This is a genomic window from Bacillota bacterium (genome assembly GCA_013178415.1).
Taxonomy (GTDB): Bacteria; Bacillota; SHA-98; order Ch115; family Ch115; genus Ch115.
Genome location: JABLXA010000008.1, coordinates 14,683 through 31,463, shown reverse-complemented (window position 1 = coordinate 31,463; position 16,781 = coordinate 14,683). Strand labels below are relative to the sequence as shown.

The following is a 16,781-nucleotide window of genomic DNA, read 5'->3' as shown; positions in this document are numbered from 1 at the left end:
CAGACATTGAGATAGCAGATGATCTGAGGAGAGAACAGATAGAGGCCTATCCCTTCAAACCTGTTAATGTGATTCCTTCTATGAAATATCTTTGGCAGAAAAGATATACAAGCAAAACAGGAAGTAATACGATTACGGATGCTGCCATAAGCAACTGCCAGTCTGTATAGAATTCACCTTGGAATTGCGCCAACCCTACCTGCAAAGTCATCTTCTCATAGGTATTAAGATAAATGAGAGGCCCCATGAAATCATTCCAGCTTCCCATAAAGGTAAAGATTCCTAATGCTGCAAGTGCCGGTTTTGCCTGTGGAAGCATTATTCTATGGTATATCTGCATCGAGCTTGCCCCATCTATCCTGGCGGCGTCCTCCAGTTCGTCGGGAATAGTCATAAAGAATTGCCTCAGAAGGAAGGTGCCGAAGGTGTTTGCGAAAACTCCTGGCATAATCAATGGCCAAGGGGTATCGATCCATCCAAATAACCGAAACATATAATACTGAGGAATTAAGGTTACGGTTCCCGGGATGAGCATTGCCCCGAGCAATAAGGCGAAGGCGACTTGTGATCCAGGAAAACGCAGTCTGGCAAATGCATACCCGCCGAGTGAGCAGATAAAAAGCCTACCCACTACGACTGAAAAAGTGATTAAGCAGGTATTATAGAAAAACAGCCCAAAAGGAGCAGCATTCCATGCCTCGACATAATTCGCCCATACAGGTGGATTAGGAATCCACTTAGGCGGAAGAGAAAAGATCTCACCGGGTCCCTTTAGGGAGGTCGAGACCATCCATAGTAAAGGCCCGATAGTCATAAGCGTAACGAGAATGAGTATTACGTAAATTCCTGCAGTCTTTAATATCTTTCCCCTCTTGACGCCGACCCGAAATATGGCAATGAATCTCTCTATCATCATCGTTATCCCCCCTGACCAGCACAATCCTATATTATCTGTAGAACACCCATCGGCTCTGTAATTTCCACTGGATCAGCGTAACTAAGCCAATGATCAGAAAAAGCACCCATGCTAGTGAGGATGCATACCCCATCTTGAAGAAATTGAAGGCATTTTGGAAAAGATAATAGATATAGACCATTGTTGAATATGCGGGCCCTCCGTTTGTCATCACATAGATCAATCCAAAGACTTGAAATGAGGAAATAAACGACATAATGAGAATAAAGAATGTGGTGGGCGAAATAAGTGGAACAGTAATATAAAGAAACTGCTGCCACTCCCCAGCACCATCTATCTTCGCAGCCTCGTATAGTGTTTTTGATATTCCTTGGAGACCTGCCAAATAGAGAATCATATTATATCCGGAAGATTGCCATATAGTGACAATTATTACCGCCAACATAGCCCATCTGGTATCATTAAGCCATTCGGGGCCTTGAATCCCAAACCAACCCAGAATCATGTTGAAGATCCCGTAATATGGTGCGAAGATCCACCGCCAGACTATAGCAATCGCAACAGTTGAAGTGACCACGGGAGAAAAGAAAGCTGCTCTAAACCAGTTGACGAGGGGCAGTTGACGATTAATAAGGATTGCTAATAGAAGACCGGTAACTACGCTAAAAGGTATATTGGCCAATGTAAAATATATGGTATTGCTTAATGAACTCCAGAAGAATTTATCATGAAACATATCTATATAATTGCTAATGCCATTGAATTGAGGGATATGAACCCCGTCCCATTCCGTAAATCCTGTCAGAAAAGAGAATAGCATCGGGATGATGTTGAAGATTATGGTACCGCCCACCACCCCAGAGGCAAACACCCAGCCATCTATAGCCTGCCGACGAAAGAGGCTCGATCGTCTCTTCCGTGTTAATAACTGCGCTACCATTGACACTCCTCCAGTTTGCTCCTCAGGGCATTAATGATGCCCTAATGGAAACGAATCGAAAAGGCATTGAATCTAGGTAGTACTAGAGGAGACTGTTGATGTTTCCCACATTTTGTCAACGCAGCCCGGTTGAATCGCGCAAAACGGTCATCGTGTTCGGCTAGACTGGCAGCTGCTGGTGAAGTTCAACAGTCTCCTGGGGGCAGCGCTAGGCTGCCCCGTCCTTCGGGAAACAACAACCTGGCAGCCAGACTAGAATCTCGCGTCTGGGAAGTTAGCGATCAATTTCTCGACCTCAGCCTTTACAGAAAGGAGAACTTGTTCAGCTGTCTGGCGGCCATTCCACAGGTTATCTAGCTTTGGGCGATAGATCTGTCTCGCACGCTCTACCTCTGTTGCCTTTGGGACAGGCGTATAGTAATGTAAGGATTCAACGATAACATCCTGGTCCTTTGGAAGGAGATCGGTCTGCAGGAAATACTTCTCAATCCACCTCGGCGTAAGCCCCATTGTATATCCACTCTTGGCAATAATAGCTTGCCCCTTCTCGGACGCGATAAATTTTAGCCACTTATACGCAGATTCGGGGTTTTTAGCGCCCTTTATGATCCCCTGGGTGTCTAGACTCCCCTCTTGCCTTCCACGAACCCTCATAGGGACAGGTCGTACTGCATATTCAAACCCTTTGGCATTCTGGCGCAGATAAGGAATAACCCGAGTATCTGCGAAGAACATAGCCAACTTGCCGCCTGCAAAAAGATCTAGCGGGCTCTGCTGGTCATATAAAGCCTTGGGCGGGTGAACCTTATACTTATATGCCAGATCTGCTAGATATTGCATAGCCTCGATACCCTTAGGTGAGGCAAGGGTAAATTTCCGTCCATCCTTGCTATATATACCATCAGCGCCGTTATTCATCGACCAGGTCTGCTCACACCCAGTATCATGGAAGATCGCAACGCCCCAAATGTCTGGTACCTTGTCACCGTTTTTATCCTGAGTAAGCTTTTGGGCCGTCTGTAGCATATGATCCCACGTCCACTGAGGAGACTCCCATTTTCTGGGTGGCAAGGCCAAACCGACTGCCTTAAATAAATCTTCATTCACATAGAAAAGACGGCTGGTCGCGCCATTTATCCAGATGTAATGATGGCCATTGACAATCGGCCATTCCCAGAAGAAGTCGATATAGTCTTCCTTCTTGGACGGCCCGTACTTCTCTATGTATTTGTCAAGAGGTTCAAGATAATCATGAAGAGCATAGCCTACAAGGTAATCATCATTTATGCGGGCTATATCTGGAGGAGTGCCGGCAGCCATCATGGCCTTAAGCTTTTCATCAAAGGCTGTTGGGGTATAAATGTACTTTATCTCAATATCTGGTTCAATCTTGTTAAATTCCCGGACCAGCCCATCGAGGTCGAAACGCTTTGGATCTTCCATATTCATCCAAGTCACCGTTGCCTTTTTGGCGAAGACCCCCGCAGTTACCAGTAACAGTATCAACAAAATGATGATGGGTATACTAGACCTCATGAAGCATCTTCTCATTAATGATTTCTCCTCCTCTCATTTCAATTGCCACATGACTGACCTACTATCTGCTGATAACCGCACCTTGCTCTGAAAGCTTAGCTTGAAGCTCCTTCACGTCTAAATCCCTCGGCCTCACCCCATTTCCTATACATAGTGCCGCAGCCGTCCCTACGGCCTGAGCAATAGCCATGTTTGGGGCCATGGACCGTGCCGACTGGAACGGCGGTTGTTCCATGGAGATGTTTCGTCCTGCCAAAAGCAGATTATCTATCTTTTTTGGCACGACGCATCTATAGGGAACATCAAATCCTAAATGCTCGTAATAATAGCGATATCCATAATATGCTGGAACCGGATTGGAACTGATTGCGATTACATCGTCAAATCGAACGTCATCCCGGGCATCGGCTTCCGTCAAAGTGTACTCCCCGACAAACCGTCGCGTCTCTCGAACCCCTACATGGGTGGCAGTCTCAATCAAAAGGGCATCTTCAAACCCAGGCAATTTCTTAAGCTCTCTTACCTTCTCCCATGTCTGCTCCCGTACGTCGACTTCGGCCCTAGTCAAGCTATCTGCATCGATCCCATTTGCGGATACAGTCCCGCCCCAGGAAACATAAGTATTCTTGATAAGAATCCCATGAACATGCCCAGTATCAAGTCTGCTGAGATCAAGATTAGCAAGCCTGAACATCTGGGTCATCTTCATCATATGGCCATTCTCTTCATCTATAACAAAAGGTGCCCCTGCAGATGCGGCTATATCTCCATCTCCCGAAGCGTCTATAATCACATTTGCCATGATAGCCTGTCTGCCAGACTTATTGTGAACGATCACTCCCTCAATCCTGACACCGTCGACGATCGCCTCAAGCGCATAAGTATGCAGATATAACTCGGCGCCAGCTTCGAGAACCATCTTAATAGCTACATACTTGAAAACCTCCGGATCAAACCCCACACAATAAGGTAATTCCCCGGCATCAATATCATAGGTCTCTTGCTCATAGCTGGTATTCTCCAAATATACTCCATCAAGTTGGCGCATCCGCATGATGAACTCCTGAGCTATACCACGCACCGTTTGAACATGGTTTGGCTTGCGCTGGTTGCGAAAACCATTAATACATGCCATCAAACCCGCTGTAGCTGTGCCACCAAGAAATCCATACTGTTCGATAAGCGCAACTTTAGCGCCATTCCTAGCGGCTGCAATCGAGGAAACTATGCCTGCTACACCACCCCCGACTACGACCACATCATACTTACCGATGATGGGCGTTTTTCGTTCAGATTCCTTGACAAATTCCATGCATGGCATCCCCTTTAAACTATAGTAAGGCCCGACTCAGATGAGCGTCCTAGATCACACCCTAATGCGGTGCCTTCTCTTATTCAAACTCCCTCACCCTATCAATCCCCGGCCCCATCGCGCAATCCGTCTGCCTCTCCACTATCACATCCACCAGCGCGGGTCTTCCTGCCTTCATCGCCCTCTCAAATGCTGGCCGGATCTCCTCCGGTTTCTCTACCCTCTCTGCATATGCCCCAAAGGCTTCCGCATACTTAACAAAGTCCACCCTGCTCCCGTCATACCAGAGATCAACAGCATACTCGTATCCATACCCGTACTTCTGGTTTTGGCGGATCAGACTCAGGTAACCGTTATTGACCACGACTACCATAATGGGCACGTTGTGCTGGCACGCCATAGCCAGTTCCTCTCCCATGAAGAGCAAGCCGCCGTCTCCTACTACTGCCACCACCGTGGAGTCTGGCTTCGCTATCTTGGCTCCTATTGCCGCAGGCACCTCATATCCAAGCGTCCCTGCCCCACCTGAAGGAAGGTAATGCCTTGGCTTCGATATCTCCTGGAATTGACCCGACCATATCTGCACCAGCCCGCACCCTGCGGTGAATATGGCATCCTCCCCAAAAAACTCGTTCATCTCCTTGAATACCCGCTGGGGCTTTATAGGCACATTGTCGAAATCGAGCCTCCTTGCGAGTTCTTCCCTTAACCTGGGAATCCCCAGAACCCATTCTGACGGCTTCCTCTTTGCCGTGGCATCTCTGGCGGCCTCAAGAAGAGCTTGAGATGCGAGCTTTGCATCACCAACTATCCCTATCTCAGTCGGGATTATACGTCCTATCTGGGTAGGCTCTATGTCTACATGGATGAATTTCCTTCCCTTTGTGTAAGTCCCGAGATCTCCTGTGTGCCTGTCACTGAACCTGCACCCTATGCCAAGCACTACATCAGATTCAAGGAATACCTTGTTGCCCGCCCGGGTATTGCATTGAATTCCAACCTGACCAGCATACAAAGGATGGTTCGGCGGGAATCCACCCTTACCCATGTAGGTGGTCACAACTGGGATCTGGAGATACTCTGCGAACTGCCTCAGTTCTTCTGTAGCTCCAGCCAGGATCACTCCTCCTCCAAGGAGAATCACTGGCCGCTTTGCAGAAAGAAGCATCCTTACTGCCTTTTCAATCCCCACCGGATCAGGAGCTGGTTTATACACTGGCAGGGAATGGTCATATTCTGGATCGTAGGAGATCTCAGCCTCCTGCACATCAAGAGGAAGATCAATCAGAACAGGTCCTGGCCTCCCCTCCCTTGCAACCTGGAAGGCTTTCCTCATGATCCCCGGTACTTGGGCAGGCTCTGTCACACACCATGTCTTCTTCGCCACTGGCTCAGCTATCTTGGCTATATCGACACATTGAAACGACTCCTTGCCTAGCTGGGACCTCACGTTCTGCCCCGTGATGGCGATCAGGGGCATGGAATCTATTTGGGCGGTATAAAGACCTGTCACGAAATTGGTAGCAGCAGGGCCTGAAGTGCATATAGCTAGAGCCATCTTGCCGTTTGCCCTGAAGTAGCCATCTGCTGCATGCACAGCTCCCTCCTCGTGACGGGCTGTGTAATGTCTTATCTTCTCAGACTTACCCAAATGCTCGTAGAGAGAGTTGATCGACGCACCTGGTATTCCAAATGCAACTTCTATCCCTTCATCCTCAAGGATCCGTACTATTGCTTCACTTACCTTCAAATTGTTGGCGCCTCCTTGGACTTAGCAATGTTATCATCACCGACCGTCAGGCGATCCACGTAGCCCAGCGCCCTGGAAAGGCCCGCGGCATATTTCATGACAATCTGTATGAGCAATGGGAGACGGTCCTCTGTCAGCCTGCCAATTGGTCCTGATATGCTCATGCCAGCAACAGTCTTGCCGTTGTGGTCCCTAACCGGAGCTGCGACACAAATTGCCCCCTCTTCGCACTCTTCACGGTCGAGGGCATACCCCTGGAGCCTGACGCGATTTAGCTCCTCCATGAACTGTTTGGGATCTGTTATGGTGTTTGAAGTCAACCTTGGCATCCCTTTCTTTTCCAGAATCTCTACCACTTCCGGCCAGGCCATATCTGCCAGGATTACTTTGCCAACGCCAGTCGCATGGACCGGCGCCCGCCGTCCGATGAGAGAAAAGGCCCTGATCGATGCCCGGCTCTCTACCTTTTCTATATAAAGGACCTCATCAGAATCCAACACCACAAGATTTGCGGTCTCGCCAGTTTCGTCACGCAGCTTTTCAAGGAAAGGATAGGCGATCTTTCTGAGGTCAAGCCTCTTTAATACCACACCCGCAAGAAAGAGTATCTTCACGCCGAGCATGTATTCCCCGGTCTCCCGATCCTGGGTGACATAGCCGATCTCCATTAAGGATGAAACCAGCCTATGGGTGGTGCTCGGCGGGAGCCCCAAGGCCTTGCTCAGCTCAGATAACTTCATGCTACCCTCATGATTTGCGAGGCTTTCAAGAACCGCGAAACACTTGGCTACAGACCGGACCAGGTTCCTGTTTTGCTGCTGCGATATCGACATAAACGCTCTCTTGCCTTTCCAAGATCATGGGCATTCTCTCGCCTTTCCGCATTGCGGAATTGAATTCCTCATTTAAACATTTCGTCGCCTATATCATATCTCCTTCCGTATTAATAAACTTTCCGCATGGTGGAATATAATGCCGCAATTCCATGAATGAAACCAAAGTGTGGGAGCCGGTCTAATTCGACGTTGAAATGAGGGAAAAATCCGATCGGAGATGGCAGCGATCCAAGGCCCAAGAAACGCGCCGCTCAGTGCTGCCCGGTCGTTGCCGGTGCTCCGAATATGTGCTATCCCTAGTTCAAGCCCGAGCTCAGTTTTCTATCTACGGAGTTCAAAAGAGGAATATAATGCTATATAATAGGAATTGCCTACAAGGCTGAAATGGGGGAGTTTCAATCATGCCACAATTCCATCATGGCACTCCAAATCCGCGCAAGCCGCCTCACGACAGCCGCCCCCGAAAGCGCCTGCACATGGGGCAATCATGCAAGTGCTCGTATGTAGATCGACCATGTGAGCGGCAGCCTGATTTCCATGGGATAGTTCCGAGAATGTCTGTGTCAGTAGGCGCTGTCGTGTTACGGGATAATAAGATTCTATTTGTACGTCAAACATATGGGAAATTGAAGGGGCAATGGAGCCTGCCCACCGGATTTGTGGACCCTGGCGAGACGCCTGACATGGCTGCTCTGCGTGAAACTAGGGAAGAGGCTGGCATAATCGCGGGGATGGATGGCCTCCTTGGGATCTGCAATGTGGATTGGGAAGGGGAACCCCAGATCTATGTTGTCTTCCTGTGCCATCATATAGATGGAGAGCCGCTGGCTGATGGAAAAGAAAATGACCGGGCGCGATATTTCTCCCTGGAAGACATGGAGGCATTCGATGAACCCTTCGAGGCCCTTTGTGAATGGATAGCCCGCAGCGTTCTACAGGGGTCCCATCACACATTGCCGCCCAGAGACATAAGTTCTCTCGATCCATGTTATAAGACGGCGTTCATGTTCCAAACACTAAAAGAGACCGTTGAGAATGGCCCCCTCCATTAGACTACCATGGGAGCGGCCTTAGACTGCTGCGCGAGTGACCTGTACGGGCTATATGCGCGGGACTAGGAGTTCGGAAGACATTGTCTTCCTGAATCTACAAAATCCGGAATCCCTTCTTTAAGACTTCATCATATAGGAAAGTCCCAGCCTGAGCCTGGCGCAATTCTTCGCGCGTGTAAGCACGCGGCTCTACCATAAGGCCAGTCTTTTCAAAATGCTCCATCAGAAAGACTGTATCCTTGATGATATCTCCCCCAAAAGCTGGAGAAACCACAGCCACATCAACATCGCTATAGGGCTTAGGCCTACCATGGGCATAGGATCCATAAAGATAGACACAATCTAGTGGAATCAGCTTTGAGATCTCTAAGGCGGCTTTCTTTACCCTGTAAATAACTATTTCTCTTGGGAGAGCCGCTCGTTTATTAATTCGCCTATCCAAGATATCATCTCCCCGGCATCATGTAAGACCCGTCCGGCTTCGCTCTGGGTGCAGATCTCGTGCAATTTTCTTTTGCGCTCCGGATAGCGTGCTTCAATGGCATAAGTCGTCAATGCGCGCAGAAAAATCCGTTGTTCCATGCTCAGGCACTCCCAAACATCGGCTTCCATTGCCTAAATTATGAATGGGCAAAGGAATTTCACCCTGAGCGGCGATCAAACCCTTTAATGCTTTTTCCACCGCCTGTTGGCACATGTATGCGCAATGAAGGAATTTCCTGCCGCTATAACAAAGCTGCGCTACCTCCAGATCCTCCTGGGAGATCTCAAGCCATTCGTTAACCTGTTCCTCCGTGTTCATTTGGCAATCCTCCTGGTATAGTATCCCCTCGGAGTGACGAGGGTTGAACCTGATTGAGGCAAATCATCCTTCGACTTGCGCATCATGAGCTTCCGTGCCTATGCATAGGATAACTAATTGAAACGCCAGACCCCCTAACCCGTAGAAGAAAAAACCGCCGCAAATATGAGTTCCATAACAATCCAATTATACATTTTACTGATATAGGCTTCAAGAGGCAAGGTGAGCTTGGGCGTCTGTAACGATTGTGGCATACAAGGTTCCCCTCTTATGGACATCACGCAACGTTCTGCAGGGATCCCATCACGTATTGCCGCCCAGAGACATAAGTTCTCTCGATCCATGCTATAAGACGGCATTCATGTTCCAAATACTAAAAGAAATCGTTGAGAAAGGGTGAACCTGCTGATAGAAAGGATCCGGAACATCGTATTTCACCTGAGAGGCGCAATTCCCATTCCCCTGCTAATAGCTGCCATGATCTTCACCAAAACTAATAAATCCATATTTGTCATTGGAATCGTAATTGTGCTGCTTGGCATCTCAATTCGCTTCTGGGCAGCGGGATACATCAAGCATCATAGAGTGGACCGCAAAGCCAATACTCCCACGCTTGTAACCGGAGGCCCCTATGCTTATGTGCGTAACCCGCTATACCTGGCTAATAGCCTCATAGCTCTAGGCTTTTGCGTAATGTCAGGCTGGTGGCCATCTTATATAATAGCGGCCATCCTAGTCATCCTGACTTACGAGATATTCATCATCCCCTCAGAAGAATCCTTCTTGCAAAGGAAATTCGGGAATGATTACCGGCAATATCGCGCCAAGGTGCCACGGTATTTCCCGAGGATTCGCCCGCGCTTGCCTGCAAAGGGGAACTTCTCTTGGAGGGTCGCGATCCTGACAGAGCTTCATACGATCCTGCTCCTGGCTATCCCCGCGGCATATTTTGCCATGCGGGCGGGGTATGCATCTCCGCTCGGGATCGCCATATCCGGGGGAATATACATCCTATGGGAAATTCTCTCCCGCCATTGGAATAATGGTTCATCCGAAGGTACAGGCTATTCGGAATAAATCAGCCTCTCAACCTCTCAAGATCTCAAAGATCCTCAAATCACCCGCATCAAGCTGCAGCTCAAGCACGTCCCGCTGGCCTGAAATCCATGCGGATTTGCCAGATACTACGGATATCTCCCCCTCCGCAGGCCAGACCTCTCGCGCCCTGATAGACGCGCCGCTGGCGGACCGACAAACAGAGTTATTCATTTCGCCCATACACCCTATCTCGAAACAGCCTGGCCCATGGGGAGCACGATTGTATGCCTCACCAGAGGCGCAATCGACCACCTCGCCAGAAACAATGGGATTGAGGCTGGCTATATGTCCACTATTCTCCCAGAAGAACGCATATAAAAGCCGTCCCACACCTCTGCCGTGAGTCCCCAAGTGGTGATTGTACTGTCATTACGGCGGGTCAGCTTCTGAGCATACTGTCTAAGATCGTCCCATGTCCATCCAGCCCTCGGCCTTTCAAGACCGGATTTCTTCAATTCAGTCGCATTATAGTACATTGCCACAGGCTGTACATTCAATGGAATGGCATATAACTTCCCATCACGCCTCCACCCGAAGATGGCGAAAATCTCGGCAGCATCCCCTCAGAAATGGCGAAATCATGGCCACCTCAGGGCTAAATTGGAAGATTCAAAGAGACAATTATCCAGCATAATACTGGTATATATTGGATCAAGGTGACGATATTTCGATCAGGCTGGGCGCAAGGCTGACGATATTCTAATCAAGATGATGGCGAGGCTGGCGATGATTTCGTCAGGCTGCGTTCAAGGGTGGCGCGATATTCGTCACCCCCTGTGACAGTCTTGGTCGCACTAAGTCACCAGCACAGCATGAAAGAATATGTTACCAGTGAATCCGTCTTCTGGATCTCAAAAAAATCATACGCCCGCCAGGGCCGGAGATTTTGACATTCGTTCATGGAAATCATATAGTAGGGTTATAGATAATTGAATCTAGAGTCCAGAGTTCAGGCAGCGTGCTGCCGGGCTGATGTCGTTATCGCGCTAATGCGCTAGTTTGAAAATAGCGGAGCGCCATTTTCATTTTTCGTTGGTGCCGCCCCGGCGGCATGGGGGGCTACCCTGAAAATAGCGGCGCCCGCCCCGGGGGTTTTAAGCCTTCTGCTGATGCTTCCGTAGCGGCATGGGGAACTGCTCCGACATTCCCGGCGCCCAGGATATTGCCTGGCCAGAGTGTTAATTTGGCTATCTATATATAGGAGTTGATAGAATGCCCAGACCGCCGAAATTCAGACGCGTCGAATTTCTCCCTGAAGTGACGGTATTCAAGCCTGCCGGAGTCCCTACAAGGGATCTGGAGGAGATCATTCTATCTGTTGAAGAACTTGAAGCCATTAGACTCAAGGATCTTGAGGGCCTTGAACAGGAAGACTGTGCAGAGCGCATGCAGGTTTCAAGGCCCACATTTCAACGCGTCCTTAGTCTCGCAAGGGAAAAGGTCGCCACAGCGCTGGTCGAAGGCAAGGCGCTCCGGGTGGAGGGCGGAAATTACCGTCTGGCTGTGAGACACTTCAAATGTAGGGCATGCGGTCACGAGTTTCAAGTACCATTTGGAACAGGGGAACGCGGCATAGATATGACATGCCCCAAATGCGATGCGCAGGATGTCCATCGCATCGACCAGGGCGGACGCGGATTCGGGAACATGCCCTGGGGTCGTCATGGGCGCCATGGGGGCCGTTAGGCCCGCAATCCCTGGCCTACGAACGTGCAAACCCATTTTCGGCGCAGACGGGCCCTACCCTCTTCAGCTCAGCCATTCTCGAAGGTGTGACCGCACAAATTCATCATCAGTCAAATGGGGATATGCGCGGCACACGCGATCAATCTCAGCGGCCTGCCCCTCGGAAAGCTCTTCGTCTGGATCCAGGCACCAGCGACCTTCGAGAAGCCCCTGACGTCGCAATACCTCGTGGATACCAGGGATGCACCCCCTGAATTGGTGAGCGGCATCGAAGACTGCGCTGTTGGCGTCAGTGATTTCTGCCGCGCGAGCTAACAGATATGCTGGTATTGAGCCCTCCTGCCTTCGCGCGCGCTTGACTTCTTCGAGCAGAGCCACCGCCTGGCGGGTCCAGAAAGCCCAGTGTCCCAGCAACCCCCCCACGAAATGCTTTTCCACAACCCGCCCGCCAACGGTAAAACGATAGGGTGTCAAGAGGTCGACCAGTAGGTTGTCGTCATTACCCGTATAGAGAGCGATCTCGTCTCTGCGCTCAGAGGCACAGACGGCGCGCACGACATCTAGGGTCTGATAGCGATTGAATGGCGCAACTTTGATCGCCACCACTCCCGGGATATCCGCTACTTTGCGCCAGAAGCTATAGCCAAGCTGCCTACCGCCCACCGCAGGCTGTAAATAGAACCCGAATACGGGTATGATCCGGGCGATTCGTTCCATCCGTTCCACGAGCGCCTCATCACTCCAGCTGCCGAGCCCGCCATTGCTCACCAGTGCAAGGTCGTAACCCAGACTCGCGGCCAACTTTGCCTCGGCGAGGGCTTGATCTGTAGGCCCTATCACACCGGCTACCTTTATGAACGGGCGACCAGGATTCCATTCATCAGCTGCCTCAGCTGCTAGGCGAAGGACTGGCTCATAGAGACCCTTCTCCCGAATGGCAAATTGAGTTGTGTGGACCCCTACCGCAATCCCTCCTGCGCCTGCGTCCATGTAATAACGAGTAAGCGCCCTTTGGCGGCGCCTATCCAGCTGCCGCTGCGCATCGAGCGCCAGCGGATGGGCTACGATGACGGTACCCTCGTACAATAGCTCCTTTATGGATGGAGACAGTTCGCGCAAATAACCCATGGCTAAAACCGCCCTCCCCTTTCTTGAAAATGAGTCGGCTTATCGAAGGTCGGCATTCCTGCCTCAACCCAGGCCGCAATCCATTCAATCATTTGCCTCAAGGAAACCTTCGGATACCCGAAGAGCTGATGCGCTCGTGAAGCATTGCTCAAAAGCGCCGTCTCAGCCTCCTCATTTGCGAAGCGTGGCTCAACACGGAAGCGTTCGGCAAATTGCTCCGCCACCCAGCGCACGGAGACGGTCTCCGGGCCAGTTATATTGAGCACGCTGGGAGGCGAGGAGCATAGATTCAGCGATCGCAAAGCCATTGTGTTGGCATCGCCCTGCCATATCACGTTCACATGCCCCATGCGTAGGTCCACCGGCCGACATTCCTTGACTGCGCGAGCTATATCCAGCAAAACCCCGTAGCGAAGGTCGATGGCGTAATTCAGGCGAAAGAAAAGCATCGGGGTTCCATATTTATGAGAGAAATACTCAAAGACACGTTCTCGTCCAAGACAGGACTGCGCATATTCACCGATAGGGCCTGTGGGATGTTCTTCCGACGCCCCACCTAGTCTGACAGGGGTGAGGGGGTAGACATTTCCCGTTGAAAAAGAAACTATTCGCGAATGCCTATATTTCTCAGCAACCCTGCCCGGCAGGTAGGCATTCATCGCCCAGGTCATATACTCTCTGCCGGATGTGCCGAACTTCTGCCCGATCATATAGATCACATTGCGGATCTCGGGAAGGCCGTGCAGCTGGCTATCATCCAGCAGGTCAGCCGCTATGGTCTCTACGCCATGTGCCTCGAGCTCTTGTCTCGCCTCCCCCGACGAAAAACGGGATACTGCGATTATTCGCTTCCCGACGCCTGCTCTTTCGACGGCATTTCTAGCAAGACGGGCCAGGGTCACCCCCATCTTCCCCCCGGCGCCCAGTATTATAATGTCTCCATCGAGCCCCGCGATATCAGAGACGAGTTCGTCGGGAGGCTCGGTAAGTTTTGCGTCAAGTTCCTCAATGCTGCGGATCTCCATTTGCTTTTACCCCTTTCTGTATCTCAGCCTTTGGCCGCCGCCTCTATCCTCTTAGGGAGACCCCCTGCTTCTCCTGTTTTACAAATGGGCTGAGTCCAAGCTTCACTCTAGCCCCAGCGGAAATTGCTCCCAACGTAAGCACCTGTAAGTCCGGCTCATCATACTGCTGAGATTTGGAGAACCTTAAGTCTCCCTAACCAGAGAACCTTTCCAGAAGCCTGGGGAGGATGCCCCATGCTTCCCACTCGCGTTGGAGGTCCCGACCTCTGGCCCCGATATCATCCTCAGGCCCCAGTCTCACTGCTGAAATCGGGGAACCTGGTGAGATAGGCCGTATTCGCTCTGTGGCGATAATGAAAGGGTAGATGATATCCCGTATATGCTCGGAGCCATCTGGCGCAATTATCACCCACGACGCGACAAATCGCGCTGTCCTTCTCTCCAGCGGTATTCCTTTCATCCTGCCCATTAGATAATTAAGCCAAGTTTCATCATCAACATCGTCAGTGAACCTGCCGTTCCAACGCCGGGCCTCGACGCCAGGTTCGCCATCCAAAGCATCGATCTCTAACCCTGCATCGTCAGCAAATACCCATGGGTAACGGGCTGAATGATACCTCCTGGCCTTAGCGAGGGCGTTTTCTCTAGGGGTGGCTCCGCTCTCCTCGATGGCATCCCCGATCTTCCCTATATCTCGGAGCGTTATGACCTCGAAACCGTAACGCCTGAAGATCGGGGCGAAGAGCAGATATTTCGCATGGTTCCTCGTCGCCATTAGCATCTGTAGCACGACCCTTTCCCTCCCATGAGATGCAGCTGCCCAGAAAATTGCCTTCCGGTTTAAATGTTAGTGCTCAGAGGACGACAGGGATCCTGCGATAAAGCTGAATAGCATGATGGGTTACTTCGCATGTATATGCCCATACCTCTACGCCCGCCTTAAAGGCATCACGCAACACCATTCCAAACACCGGGTCGGTTCCGTCATTCGGAGAAAACTCCCTGGCATCATTTCGCTGAATTATGAATAACACAAGGGCCCTTATGCCCTCGCCCCTTGCCTTCATTAATTCCTTCATATGACGCGCGCCCCGGATTGTAGGAGCATCAGGAAAAAGAGCCCGGCCGTCCTGGACGAGCGTTACAGATTTAACTTCAATGAGACAATCCTTCTGGCCAGGACAAGACAGCCGAAAATCCAGACGACTCTCGCCATATTTGGCCTCCCGAATTATGCTGCTGTAGCCCCTAAGCCCATCTAGAGACTTCTTCTGCAGAGCCGAAAATACAATTTCATTCGGAACGCGAGAATCAACCGAAACAAGAATACCATCATAGTCCACAAGAACGAGATCATATGCTGTCTTACGGCGGGTAGAACTATGGGAGGGATCCGAAGGAGCAAGATGCACCCTCCGCCCTGGCACGAGGAGCTCCTCCAAGCGGCCAGGGTCGGCTACATGGGCATTGACTTCAAGATCGCCCGATACCCTATCACCCAACATTTCACGTTCTAGTCTCACTGTAGCCAGGAAGCGATTCGGACGTGAGATGAAAATTCCTTTGAGAAGAGTGCCTTCGCGAATGAAGATCCCCTTCATCATCGAATCAGTCTTAATTTTCACAGATTGATGCATCCCATCCCCATCGCGGGAACAGGAACCAGGCTGAAAGGCTATATCTGAAAAAGAGGAGGCAATGCCCCTGCCATCCATTCAATTCACCTCAACCGCAGATCTCTAAAGCCAGGGGTGAAAGATGACGCCGCCACCTCATAATGCGACTGGAAAATATGCCGCCCATGGCCAGTTCACCTTTTGAATCAGAGATTGGCAATCTATAAGATGAGTATACCACCTCCTTCCTCGAGAATGAAGATCCCGCAGATCGAGAGGCACAGGGTCTTATCAGAGCTCCTTTGCCATCATAGGCCCCAGCGAGCTGGCCATCCAGCCATATTCTAGACATAGAGCCAGCTGCTAGATATGGAACTAGCTGCCTGTCCCACGTCTCATACATGGCATGACGCGGAAAATCTAGTTGACAGGAAGGAACGTCCTCAGATATGGCGAAAGCTCTACTCACAGAATATACCGAAAGGAGGCGAAGGCTTGGCGGGGAATGTGTTGATTGTCACGGCGCAGCAGCACGACAACAAAGTAAAATCGCAGTAACGTAGCAGCAGCACGGAATTAATGGATGATGGTCACGATTCCCGGCCAGGGACTGCCATGATAAATTCAGTCGGCCACATAGCCATCAGGACGAGAAACTTGGAACGTTCACTAGATTTTTATACAAGGATACTGGGACTCCAGGAGGCCTTCCGCCTTACACATGATGACGGAAGACTCATGCTCATTTATCTTTCTGCAGGCAACTTCACTTTCATCGAGCTCTTTCCGCCGGCAGAAGCAAATAGCGGGACAGGTCATCCCGACGCCAATGATGTCAATGCAAGCGCTGGCCAGACTCAGGGCTTTGTCCATCTTTGCCTACATGTAGATGATATCAACAAGACAATCGCCGAACTCAAGCAAAAGGGCCTTCCTGTCCAGGGAGAGCCAATCTATGGGAAGGATGGAAACTTCCAGTTTTGGATCACCGACCCGGATGGAAATCGGATCGAGCTCATGCAGATCATGCCTGATTCTCTCCAGTCTAAATATGCGAGGGGGTGAGACCTGGCTAAAACCAGGG

The 16,781-nt window shown here is 50.6% G+C and carries 20 protein-coding genes; 5 read left to right on the top strand and 15 right to left on the bottom strand.

All coding sequences use genetic code 11. The features are described 5' to 3' along the window. Positions 1-46 precede the first annotated feature (46 nt). The 6 genes from HPY52_08260 to HPY52_08235 form a co-directional block, all read right to left on the bottom strand. Positions 47-814 (bottom strand): carbohydrate ABC transporter permease, encoded by a 768-nt coding sequence (locus tag HPY52_08260; GenBank protein ID NPV80256.1) that lies wholly within the window; start codon positions 812-814, stop codon positions 47-49. A gap of 133 nt (positions 815-947) precedes the next feature. Continuing rightward, positions 948-1,856, bottom strand: coding sequence for a sugar ABC transporter permease (locus HPY52_08255; protein NPV80255.1), 909 nt, complete (start codon positions 1,854-1,856; stop codon positions 948-950). A gap of 252 nt (positions 1,857-2,108) precedes the next feature. Continuing rightward, positions 2,109-3,392, bottom strand: a complete 1,284-nt coding sequence (locus tag HPY52_08250; GenBank protein ID NPV80254.1) for an extracellular solute-binding protein — start codon at positions 3,390-3,392, stop codon at positions 2,109-2,111. Between the two features lie 61 nt (positions 3,393-3,453). Beyond that, the gene (locus HPY52_08245) at positions 3,454-4,704 is read right to left on the bottom strand and encodes an FAD-dependent oxidoreductase (GenBank protein ID NPV80253.1); all 1,251 of its coding nucleotides are present in this window, start codon (positions 4,702-4,704) and stop codon (positions 3,454-3,456) included. Between the two features lie 79 nt (positions 4,705-4,783). Further along, on the bottom strand, positions 4,784-6,454 hold the full coding sequence (ilvB, locus tag HPY52_08240) for a biosynthetic-type acetolactate synthase large subunit (GenBank protein NPV80252.1): 1,671 nt from the start codon (positions 6,452-6,454) through the stop codon (positions 4,784-4,786). Further along, positions 6,451-7,287, bottom strand: a complete 837-nt coding sequence (locus tag HPY52_08235; protein ID NPV80251.1) for an IclR family transcriptional regulator — start codon at positions 7,285-7,287, stop codon at positions 6,451-6,453. Before HPY52_08235 ends, ilvB begins: the two co-directional genes overlap by 4 nt. A gap of 557 nt (positions 7,288-7,844) precedes the next feature. On the opposite strand from HPY52_08235, the gene HPY52_08230 reads away from it, so the two are divergent. After that, a complete protein-coding gene (locus HPY52_08230) occupies positions 7,845-8,342 on the top strand; it encodes an NUDIX domain-containing protein (GenBank protein NPV80250.1) in 498 nt (165 codons plus the stop codon). 94 nt (positions 8,343-8,436) lie between these two features. Here the strand turns inward: HPY52_08230 and HPY52_08225 are convergent, their stop codons facing one another. From HPY52_08225 to HPY52_08215, 3 genes are read right to left on the bottom strand one after another with little or no spacing between them, the layout of a single operon-like run. Next, complete coding sequence (locus tag HPY52_08225) at positions 8,437-8,742, bottom strand: nucleotidyltransferase domain-containing protein (protein NPV80249.1); 306 nt, start codon at positions 8,740-8,742, stop codon at positions 8,437-8,439. Then, the gene (locus tag HPY52_08220) at positions 8,739-8,897 is read right to left on the bottom strand and encodes a hypothetical protein (GenBank protein NPV80248.1); all 159 of its coding nucleotides are present in this window, start codon (positions 8,895-8,897) and stop codon (positions 8,739-8,741) included. Before HPY52_08220 ends, HPY52_08225 begins: the two co-directional genes overlap by 4 nt. Next, positions 8,878-9,144 (bottom strand): HEPN domain-containing protein, encoded by a 267-nt coding sequence (locus HPY52_08215; GenBank protein NPV80247.1) that lies wholly within the window; start codon positions 9,142-9,144, stop codon positions 8,878-8,880. The genes HPY52_08220 and HPY52_08215 overlap by 20 nt, the downstream gene beginning before the upstream one ends. A 477-nt stretch (positions 9,145-9,621) precedes the next feature. Between HPY52_08215 and HPY52_08210 the strand changes: the two genes are divergently transcribed. Beyond that, positions 9,622-10,221 carry an isoprenylcysteine carboxylmethyltransferase family protein gene (locus HPY52_08210; GenBank protein ID NPV80246.1) on the top strand — a complete coding sequence of 200 codons (600 nt, stop codon included), beginning with the start codon at positions 9,622-9,624 and terminating at the stop codon, positions 10,219-10,221. Between the two features lie 9 nt (positions 10,222-10,230). On the opposite strand, the gene HPY52_08205 is transcribed toward HPY52_08210, so the two are convergent. Together HPY52_08205 and HPY52_08200 are read right to left on the bottom strand one after the other, a co-directional pair. Continuing rightward, positions 10,231-10,413, bottom strand: a complete 183-nt coding sequence (locus HPY52_08205; protein NPV80245.1) for a hypothetical protein — start codon at positions 10,411-10,413, stop codon at positions 10,231-10,233. A gap of 110 nt (positions 10,414-10,523) precedes the next feature. After that, positions 10,524-10,790, bottom strand: coding sequence for an extracellular solute-binding protein (locus HPY52_08200; protein ID NPV80244.1), 267 nt, complete (start codon positions 10,788-10,790; stop codon positions 10,524-10,526). Positions 10,791-11,454: 664 nt separating this feature from the next. On the opposite strand from HPY52_08200, the gene HPY52_08195 reads away from it, so the two are divergent. After that, positions 11,455-11,928: a DUF134 domain-containing protein gene (locus tag HPY52_08195; protein NPV80243.1), complete on the top strand. Its 474-nt coding sequence runs from the start codon at positions 11,455-11,457 to the stop codon at positions 11,926-11,928. Between the two features lie 63 nt (positions 11,929-11,991). On the opposite strand, the gene HPY52_08190 is transcribed toward HPY52_08195, so the two are convergent. The 4 genes from HPY52_08190 to sfsA all read right to left on the bottom strand — a co-directional run bounded on the left by HPY52_08190 (position 11,992) and on the right by sfsA (position 15,706). Beyond that, positions 11,992-13,056 carry a dihydrodipicolinate synthase family protein gene (locus HPY52_08190; GenBank protein ID NPV80242.1) on the bottom strand — a complete coding sequence of 355 codons (1,065 nt, stop codon included), beginning with the start codon at positions 13,054-13,056 and terminating at the stop codon, positions 11,992-11,994. 2 nt (positions 13,057-13,058) lie between these two features. Beyond that, on the bottom strand, positions 13,059-14,075 hold the full coding sequence (locus tag HPY52_08185) for an NAD(P)-dependent oxidoreductase (GenBank protein ID NPV80241.1): 1,017 nt from the start codon (positions 14,073-14,075) through the stop codon (positions 13,059-13,061). Positions 14,076-14,274: 199 nt separating this feature from the next. Beyond that, positions 14,275-14,871 (bottom strand): hypothetical protein, encoded by a 597-nt coding sequence (locus tag HPY52_08180; GenBank protein NPV80240.1) that lies wholly within the window; start codon positions 14,869-14,871, stop codon positions 14,275-14,277. Between the two features lie 64 nt (positions 14,872-14,935). After that, positions 14,936-15,706: a DNA/RNA nuclease SfsA gene (gene sfsA / locus HPY52_08175; protein NPV80239.1), complete on the bottom strand. Its 771-nt coding sequence runs from the start codon at positions 15,704-15,706 to the stop codon at positions 14,936-14,938. A gap of 360 nt (positions 15,707-16,066) precedes the next feature. Here sfsA and HPY52_08170 point away from each other — a divergent pair, with 360 nt between their 5' ends. Together HPY52_08170 and HPY52_08165 are read left to right on the top strand one after the other, a co-directional pair. Further along, positions 16,067-16,255 carry a hypothetical protein gene (locus HPY52_08170; protein NPV80238.1) on the top strand — a complete coding sequence of 63 codons (189 nt, stop codon included), beginning with the start codon at positions 16,067-16,069 and terminating at the stop codon, positions 16,253-16,255. Between the two features lie 57 nt (positions 16,256-16,312). After that, positions 16,313-16,762 (top strand): VOC family protein, encoded by a 450-nt coding sequence (locus HPY52_08165; protein ID NPV80237.1) that lies wholly within the window; start codon positions 16,313-16,315, stop codon positions 16,760-16,762. Positions 16,763-16,781: the final 19 nt, after the last annotated feature.